Below are 395 nucleotides of genomic sequence, written 5' to 3' on the forward strand. Positions count from 1 at the left end.
GCACGTAAGCAATAAACTTGCTTTTCATTTGGGTGATTCATTTTATGTGGCGCTCAACAATGTTGATGTAGTGGCCATCGAAACCAAGCCAGAGATCTGGCAACAAAAATTGTTTGAGAATGATGATGCTGAACTTTTAAAGAATATGTATGGATTGAAAAACATTTTCAGTTCATTCGCAGGGGATTATCTAAAAAAAGGAAGCCTGGCCTTCGGCAAGTATGAAAAAGGAATTGAGGTGGCCCTCGCCATGGAACCCGCCATGGTAAATAATTTGCTGTACCGCAATTACGACTACAATACCGACTTTGAAGAAGACACTTATCTCGATATGTACATCTACCAGATCGGATGCAAATTAAAAAAGCAAACGACCGGCGTGGAAGATTATGAAG

Annotated in this window: 1 protein-coding gene; it reads left to right on the forward strand. The window is 40.3% G+C overall.

Going from position 1 to position 395, the window contains the following annotated elements:
- A partial coding sequence (locus I6F37_RS43730) for a hypothetical protein (RefSeq protein WP_225154944.1) occupies positions 1 to 395 on the forward strand: 395 nt, incomplete at both ends.

This window comes from Bradyrhizobium sp. NBAIM08 (assembly GCF_020193935.1).
Classification (GTDB): Bacteria; Pseudomonadota; Alphaproteobacteria; order Rhizobiales; family Xanthobacteraceae; genus Bradyrhizobium; species Bradyrhizobium yuanmingense.